This is a genomic window from Clostridium nigeriense (assembly GCF_050585265.1).
Lineage (GTDB): Bacteria > Bacillota > Clostridia > Clostridiales > Clostridiaceae > Clostridium > Clostridium nigeriense_B.
In genome coordinates this window covers 1-9,488 of sequence record NZ_JBNOOE010000035.1, presented here as the reverse complement: position 1 = coordinate 9,488, position 9,488 = coordinate 1, and the positions used below count along the sequence as shown (strand labels likewise).

Sequence of the window (9,488 nt, the reverse complement as noted above, 5' to 3'; positions counted from 1 at the left end):
TTAATCTTAAATTTTATCCACAACTAATAATAGAAAAACCCTCTGTTTTTAAACAGGGGGTTTTTCAACAAACTGAAGAGCAAGATATTAATTTATATCTTGCTCTTAGTAGATTTTTTTAAAACCAATTTCTTAACTTAATGACATTGATCTTTTGATAGCTCCATTTTTTAATTATTATATCTATCACTATTTTTTATTTCTTAATTATCAGACTTTACTTTCTTTTTCTTGTAAACAAAAATACTTCCAACTATAACAGCTATTACACCTATCAATACAACGTACCCTGAATTCGTACCTCCAGTATTAGGAAGATCACTTCCATTTATAGTTCCATTATTATCATTATTAATCACATTATTACTTCCATCATCACTTCCATTACTTTCATTATTACTACCATTATTACCACCATTATCATTATTATTTTCTTCATCACTCTTTATTACTAATTCTTTTATAGTTGCTTCAAGATTAGCTAAAGCTTCATCTATTTCCTTTTGTTCTGCTTCTTCATTAGAAGATATATTTTTAGCATTTTCTAAAGCTTCCATCATTTTTTCCCAAGTATTATTAGTATAACTTTCTTCTTTTAATGCTTCAGCTTCTTCTATTTTTTTATTTAAATCACTCTTATCTCCTTTAAGAACTAATTTGCTTATGCCAAGGTTTATACTAGATTGTAATTCATCTACTACTGATTGTTCTATATTTTGATCAACTATTATCTCTTCTGCTTTATCTATTAAATTTATTAATGTTTCGGAACTTTCCTTAGTATAAATATTTAAATCTATTTGCTTTACCTTGTCTAATATATCTATAAGTTTTTCTTTATTAGCTTTTATAGATACCTTGGAAACTGCTTCTATAAGAACCTTAGTTATTCTATCAACCTCTTCTTGTTTAGCATCATCTTTATCCATTATTAATTGTGCTTCATTAACTAAAGCTTCTAACCCCTCAATAGTAATAGGTTTATAGTTTTCAACATTATTAAGCACTTTGTTTGCAGCATCTAAAACAGCTTCTAACGATGTCTTATTTGCTTTAAATACTAAATTTATAATAGATGCACCAAGATTATCATAAGCATTTTTTATATCATCTTCTATAGCATCTCCATTTTCAGCAACCAACTTTGAGTTATTTAATGATACTATAAAGATTTCCCATGATGATTTTGTGTATTTATCTTCATATTGTATCAAAGCTTCAGCTGTATCTATAAGTTTTAATAATGCTGAATTATCAGCTCTATCAACTAAGTTAATAATAGCTTCAAGTAGTTCTTTAACCATACTATTAACTTCCTCTTGATTAGCATCTGAATTATTCACAATATTTTCTGCCTTTTTAATTGCTTCATTTAATTTTTCTAATGATGAAGGAGTAAAATTTTCCTCAGATTCTGCTTTATTTTTTGCAATTTTAATAGTTTCTTTTAATGCTTCTTTATCAACAGCATATTCTAATTTAGCTGATACTAGCACTAATTCATTAAAAGCTTCATCTACTTCACTTTGTTTTGCATACTTATTTTCAATTACAGATTTCGCCTTTTCAAGAGCTTCAGTAAAGTTATTCCAACTTTCTTCAGTGTAATTATCATTTTTCTTATCTTTTAAACTATTATATAAATTAGTTAATAGTGACTTATTAGCCTCATTTTCATCCATTCCTGGAACAACTAAATCTTTCATGTCTAACCACATAACAACAGAACTATCTTCTGGGGTAACTGCATATTTATTTTCATCATTTATAAATGCATCTCTTTGAGCAATTACTTCTGCTTCTGATAATGCCTTAGAGTAAACCCTTGCACTTCCAAACTCATAATCACTAGTTCTATTTGTTTCTGGACAATATCCTAACCATAATGATTGGTTATTTTGATAAACTCCACCATTTGCTGTAACAGCAGCTGTTCCTAGTAATTTTCCATCAACATATAATGATAATAAATTTCCATCATAACTTCCTACTATTTGATGCCAATTTCCTATCCAATTTTCAGGAATATCTACTACTGCTTCCTTTGTATACCATTTATTATCTATACCTTTAATAAAAATATCAAAGGATATTTTGCTTGAACTTACATATCTAGTTCTTAATCCAAAGCTACTATCCCCTTTACCCATTATCATGTTATAATCCTTACTGATACTAATTGGATTTATCCAAACTTCTGTAGTAAACTGTTGCTTTCCTTTAAATACTTGATTAAATATATCCCCTCCATCAGTAGCTTTATTATTAGTAATTTCTAACTTTCCAGTCATTTTATTGCCTGTAATACTATCTGTATATAATTTAGCACTGTTCATAATAAGTGGATTTATTTTATTTACACTCTTGTCCTCTATATATGCAGTATCTGAGCCCTTAATTTTTTCTATATCTTCTAAAGCTTTTATTAGCTTATTATAAAGATCCTCACCAACTTTTTCTTTTTGCTCATCTGTTAAACTATCATATTTAAATTTAATTGCCATTACTTCATCATATTGACTGTATGAATATACAACTAATTTCTTAATTGCTTCTATTACATCAACTTCATTAAATCCTTCAATATTTCTCCAAGGTTTACTTAATTCCATAGGTGATTCATCAGTTGTATATGGTATTATTGTATACTCATAATTATATACTTTATCATTATTCACTCTATATTCAGGTAATGTATCAGGTCCACAACTTTTATTTCCATTACCTTGAGATTTATAATCTACTGATAGAATCGTTTCTTTTCTAGGAGAACCCAATTCATAAGGATGTGTTGCATTTGTTAAATCATCTGCTGTAAAATGTAATGCACTTGCTTCTAGTAAATCTTTACTTGCAACTAATACTGCATTACTACTATTATCATTTTCTACACTAATCCATTTAACTCCTGTTAGATTTCCAGTATCTTGAGTCTTTAAGAATGGATAGAAGAAATCTGAAACTGTATTTTCATATAAGCCAACAGTTGCAAATGTATTTCTATCTTGATAGGATTCTACAGGGCCATCACCATACCATGTTACATTCTCATAGTTTTCTGGTAAGACCATTGTAGACCCAATCTTTAAATATCTTCCCATGCTTGTATTAGTAGCGTCTACAGTTAGATTAACAGTTATTTCTCCTGTTCCATTTATAGTATATATAATTTTTTCTGTAGAACCCTTTGCATTGTTTAAAACTAAGTCGCTAGTAATTATTGTTCGCCCATCTTCTCCCTTTTCTACACTAATATCATTTGCAGTAATATTTTTATTAGCACTTCTCCAATTTGAATCATAATTTCCGTTATCATTACTTATAGGTGCCCTCCAAAAATTAGGAGTAGGTCCTTCTTCAATTAAAACTTCTCCATTATAAATATAATTACTCATTAATCCAGTTGTCTTATCTATTTTAAAAGAAAAGTTTTCGCCAGATACTAAAATTTCAGTTTCATCATTATTAATATTAATATTTTCACCAGAAATAGCTGAAGCTACATTTTGAATATTAGAAGGTACTTTGAACTGCTCATATGATATTTCATGACCAGCATCAGCCCATAAAGTATCATTTTTTAGTCTTACTGATATATTCAAATAATATTCTGATCCTGCCTTAATTTCTGATGGCATGTTATAAGGTATCTCAATTGTTTTTGTTGCTTTAGGTTCAACATCTATATTCGAAAGTGTACCATCATCAACTACAACTCCATCTTCAATCAATTGCCATACAAGGTCATATTCATTTAAGTTATTAAAATTATTTTCATTATAAACATTAATCTTTTTGGTAGCTATTTCATTTTCACTTGCACTAAACCAAAAACTTTGATATTGATATTTCACTTCATAAAGTTCTGGTTGAATAGTTCTATCAGCAGATATTAATCCATTATTAGAAAAATCCCCATCATTAGGAGAATCTCCCCAGTCTCCACCATATCCATAGAATTTGCCATCAGCCTCTTCATTATAGAAAGTTTGTTTAGCCTCTGATGATGCATAGTAATCCCAAATTCCCTCTGACTTTTCTTCTATATTATCTGAATAATCTATCCATAATAATACTTTTGAAGAATCAGATTTTATTGCTGGTTCAACATTATATTGAGATTTTATCTCTTCTGCTGTTAATGCTTCACTATATATACGAGCCATAGAAATCTCTCCATCAAAACTTCTACTACGTACAGTATCATAACCAACTGATATAGGATCATTAGTTGAGTCTATTGATACATCTTGTATTTGAGATGCTACCTCTACCCCATCAATATATATCTTTAATGTAGTTCCATCATATGTCCCCACAACTTGATGCCAATTTCCAACCCAATTCTCTGGGAATTCAGCAGTACACACCTTCCAACTTCCATTACTAACAACAAAAAACTCTAATCCATTCCCTGAACTTTGTGTTTTTAAAGCAACTTGATTATCTCCTTTTGAAAGCAAAACACTATTCATGCTTTCAGATGCAGGTTTTACTATTGCTTCAAATGTAAATGAAGCATTATCTCCTGATAGTTCACTATTATATAAATTAGAATCAGTAGGATTCATTATAGTATATCCATCATATGCTTTTCCTGTAATTGATGCTTCATCAGCTTCTGATACAGTACCATCTCCATAAACTGTTCCTGTGACATTATTGCTGCTTTTATCCATTATTTTATATTGTTGTGGCAAGGTAGCTAAACGTGATTGGTCTACCCAATCCCATACAAAAGCTCCTATCATATTCTCAGAACTTCTTATAGCATCCCAATATTCCTTTAAATTTCCAACTGCATTTCCCATAGCATGTGAATATTCACAAAGAACATATGGCATGTTAGATTTATTACTTGAACTAGAAGCCTTAGACCATGTAGTATCTACTGATGGATACATATTACTATCTGTATCTACTCCGCCATTCCAACCTAATCCTTCACTATGAACAGGTCTTGTATTATCACGATCTTTAAAATACCATACCATTTCTGGATACAAATTATTAGCTCCATTTTTGCTGTATGACATTTCATTTCCAATTGACCACATAACTATTGATGTTTGATTTTTTAAAGTTTGAAATGATGTGTTAGTTCTATCCATAGTAAGTGGCTTTAAATACTTTCCTATAGCATCTTGATTATTCATAAGGCTATGACTTTCAGCATTAGTCTCACCCATCATATATAATCCATATTTGTCACATAAATAATATAAGTATTCATCATTTCCATAATGTGATGTACGAATTGCATTAATATTGTATTGCTTCATTAATTCTACATCTTTTTCTAAAACATCCCTAGGTACATACTTACCATATACAGGATCAGTATCATGCCTATTTGTTCCCTTCATTAATAACGGTTGCCCATTAATTGTTATAGTTTGGTAACTATTAGTAGTTTGGTTATAATTAGTTCTGTTATCAACGGTACTACTTGTGAATGTAATCTCTCTAAACCCTATTTGTTGAGATATACTTTCTAAATGATTTCCTTCATCATCATTTAATGTCATTACTAAAGTATAAAGATTTGGAGTTTCAGCAGACCATAGCTTTGGTGCCTCAACAATTTTCTCTCCTTTTATTTCTATACTGTTATTTGACTTAATATTTTCTACTGGTATAACCATTTCATTATTATCGAAAATATTTGTTCCGCTTTCATCAAATAATTTTACATCAACTGTATAATTTGATATGTCTTTCAAAGAAAAATTATTAACCTTTAATGATATGTCTAGATCTGAATTTATAAAACTTTCATCTAAGTCTGTTACTACTGAATAATCAACTATATGAGTATTAGGCGTAGATCTAAGATATACATCTCTAAATATCCCACCGTCATAAATCATATCTTGATCTTCCATCCATGTTCCATCACAAAATTTGTGAACCTTTACAGCTAAAGTGTTATTTTCTCCCTTTGGATTTAAATACTCAGTAATATCAAATTCATGAGGTCTATAACTATCCTCACTATATCCCACTTCTTTACCATTCACATATACGTAATAAGCGGACTCAACTCCTTGAAATGATATATATACCTTTCCATCTTCTTGTATCATATTCTCATCTACAACAAAATTTTTACGATAAAGCCCAACCGGATTATAATTTACAGGTGCTTGAGGTACTTGTACATTCGAATCATATTTGCTTTGCCAAGGCATCTGAACATTGGTATATATTGAAAAATCAAAGCCATAACTTGTCCAACTTGCAGGCAATTGCACATTTTTCCATCCATCATCATTATTAATGATATAATCTTCATTCATAAAGCCATCATCTAAAAACTTCTGTGCTTCTTGTGCATTTTGTACAACTGTTAGATCCCAATTATTATTATTATCTCCCGTTAATAATTGATAATAATTTGATCCTTCTTTTTCATAATTTAAAGCTCCTAGTCTAGCTGATTCAATATCTTGATATGCAACAGTAGAAGTAGTTGCCTCTTCTCTATTTATACCAAAAACATCTACAGCCCTAACAGAATCTCCATTTACATCTATATAATCTATTCCCATATACTCCTTATGAGTAAATTTTTTTTCATCTGGAGTAAGTTTTTGCTCTGCTTGTTCTAATTCCTGCCATTTTTCTCCCTTCCATGCCCATATCTCCTTATTAATTGTTTCACTAACTGCATAAACTGGTAATGATTCACCTACAATTGATGCAATTAAAGTTACTAAAATACTCAGAGATATTATTTTTTTCTTTCCTCTCATATTTTATCACCCCTAATATTTAGTAGCTATTTTAATAAAACTCTTGGTAAACGTTTAACAAGACTTTATTATGTCTTATTCACTAAATTAACTTATTAAAATAACTCTAAAATAATTATAATTCTTCTTGGTAATTTTTTACATATGATTTTATTAAGTGAATCTTCAATTTTCTTAACTAAAAAAATAATTCTATATAATTTTTTAAATAATAAAAAGCATTTGGTTTACCAAATGCTTTTTATTAAAATTACTTAGCTGACTTTGCTGCTTCTAGAATCTTATCATAACTTGGTTGACTTGTTATTTCATCTAAGTATTCAACAAAAGTTACATTATCATTTGAATCAACTACAAATGATGCTCTTGTTAACAATCCAAGTTCCTTTGCATATGTTCCTGTAGCATGTGAAAAGCTTCTATCCTTATAATCTGAAAGTGTTTTAACTTTTTCAATGCCTTCTAATGCACACCATCTACTTTGAGCAAAAGGTAAATCCATTGAAATTGTATAACAAGTTACTCCATCTAATGCATCAATTTTTTCATTAAATGTCTTTACTTCCATATCACAAACAGGTGTATCTATTGATGGTACTGTTAAGAATACTCTAACTCCTTTTGTGTCCTTTTCTGTAAACTCTCCTAAGTCATTAGTTGAAACCTTAAAACTTGGTAGTTTATTACCTACTGATAATGTATTTCCTTCTAAAGTAATTGGTGAACCTTGAAATTTTACCATTTTCATTTTATTCTCCTCCTAAATTGGTTTTCCTTTTATATTTTCCAAAATAATCATATTTTATTTACTCTTATTATATATCTAATAACTATTATTCGTAAATATTATTTATTCTCAAATACAATTGTTTTAACTTAGGATAATATATGTAATGGTTTATACTTCGTATTTCTTAACTAATTCTCTAAATTCATCTTCTTTTGTAGTTAAATAATCATTAAACTCTAAATTGCTACTCTCTACTTTCTTTGCCAGTTCAAGTAAAAATTCAGGTATAATTGATGCTGGAAGGTCTCCACAAGCTACACCAAGCTTAGTATCTCCTATCCCATAAGCTCCTCCAACAAATAAAGTAAAGCATTCATCTACTTTCTCTCCAACTCTCTTTTTCTTTCCTGTAAATCCTATAGAACCTATTTGATGAACTCCACAAGAATTTTGACAACCTGAAAAATGCATTGTAGGTAAAACATCTAATCTATAATTATTTTTCTTAAAATAATCCATAACAGCATTTAAACTTCCTTGACTATTACATAACCCTATTTGACAAATTGGAATTCCTATGCAAGATACACTTTGTTCAAATTTAGTCTTAGCACTCATTTCTTCAGTCAAATCTAGTAATTTTTTAGCTTCAATTCCATTTAAATTTCTAAAATATATTCCTTCAGACATAGCTAATCTAATTTCTACATCTTCAAATTTACTTATTAAATCTAAAATAGATTTTAAATCCTTAGTTAATAATTGTCCTCCAACCGGATGTAAGTAAACACTGTATAATCCCTTTTGCTTTTGTTTAAATAATCTTGGATTTTCTATTTCGATTTCTATTCCTTCTTTATTATAAACTTTAGATTCTGCAGTTATTTCTAAATTTTCTTTTTCCTTAACTTCATTTACATGTTTTCTATAGCACTCTAAAAAGTCTTTTTCTCCCATTCTATCCAATATATATCTTACACGGGCTTTATTTTTATTTTCATAATCCCCTTCAGCCATAAACATTCTAACCATGCCTTCAACATAGTATAAAATATCCTTTGGTTCAATTAAATCTTGATATTTAACAGCCATCTTAGGATTTTGTCCTAGCCCACCACCTAAATAAACTTCAAAATATTCTTTTCCATCTTTATTTATTGCTACAAATCCTAAGTCTTGAACTGTACAATGTGCTGCATCTTCTTTTCCATTAGATACAGACACTTTAAGTTTTCTTGGCAACTTATATGTGTAAATTCTTTCTAAAAAGTAATTACCTATAGCTTTTGCATATGGTGTAACATCAAATTCTTCATTAGGATCTACTCCTGATAATGGGGACATAGCCACATTTCTTGGATAGTTTCCACCTGCACCTCTAGTATATATATCATTATCTAAAGCTTCCTTCATTAAATCACAAATTTCATCTATATTTAATCCATGTAACTGAATAGCTTGACGAGTTGTGAAATGAATCTTATCTAATCCATATTTTTCAGCAAAACCATATACTTTTAACATTTCATCTACTTTAGTTATTCCTGATGGAATTCTAAGTCTTATCATGAATTCCTTGCCACCTCTGTGTGCATATACTCCAAATCCACCTGATGCATGTTTAAATTGCATTAAATTTAATTCTCCATTAATAAACTTATGGCCTAATTCTCTAAAATCCTCAATTTCTCCATATAGAACCTTTTTTAAATTTTCCATTTTTCCACCTCTTCATAATTTTACTGTTACTGTAAATTATAACACTAAAGGAAGCCTTTTTATTATTTAATATTCTTATAATAACAATAAGATTTCCTTATTATTAATCTTGTTTTAATATATATTAGTCTATGCATATTTATATTTTTTTATAAAAAAGTACTTCTATATAATTTACTAAAAAAAAAGAATTAGCTAAGCTAATTCTTTCAGACTGCTGACAAAGTGTCAGCAGTCTTTAATTTTATACAAATATGTAATATAATTTAAAATATATTAATTTA

General features: G+C 29.0%; 3 protein-coding genes. All 3 read right to left on the bottom strand.

From position 1 onward, the window contains the following. Nucleotides 1-203 precede the first annotated feature (203 nt). Nucleotides 204-6,755: a glycoside hydrolase family 2 TIM barrel-domain containing protein gene (locus tag ACQPVP_RS16865; RefSeq protein WP_430851933.1), complete on the bottom strand. Its 6,552-nt coding sequence runs from the start codon at nucleotides 6,753-6,755 to the stop codon at nucleotides 204-206. 250 nt (nucleotides 6,756-7,005) lie between these two features. Then, nucleotides 7,006-7,503 (bottom strand): thiol peroxidase, encoded by a 498-nt coding sequence (tpx, locus tag ACQPVP_RS16860; RefSeq protein WP_430851931.1) that lies wholly within the window; start codon nucleotides 7,501-7,503, stop codon nucleotides 7,006-7,008. 150 nt (nucleotides 7,504-7,653) lie between these two features. After that, the gene (locus ACQPVP_RS16855) at nucleotides 7,654-9,204 is read right to left on the bottom strand and encodes a nitrite/sulfite reductase (RefSeq protein WP_430851929.1); all 1,551 of its coding nucleotides are present in this window, start codon (nucleotides 9,202-9,204) and stop codon (nucleotides 7,654-7,656) included. Nucleotides 9,205-9,488 lie beyond the last annotated feature (284 nt).

Coding starts and splice junctions, on each gene's coding strand:
- ACQPVP_RS16865 (WP_430851933.1), bottom strand. CDS start 6,755: ATGAGAGGAAAGAAAAAAATAATATCTCTGAGTATTTTAGTAACTTTA.
- ACQPVP_RS16855 (WP_430851929.1), bottom strand. CDS start 9,204: ATGGAAAATTTAAAAAAGGTTCTATATGGAGAAATTGAGGATTTTAGA.
- tpx (WP_430851931.1), bottom strand. CDS start 7,503: ATGAAAATGGTAAAATTTCAAGGTTCACCAATTACTTTAGAAGGAAAT.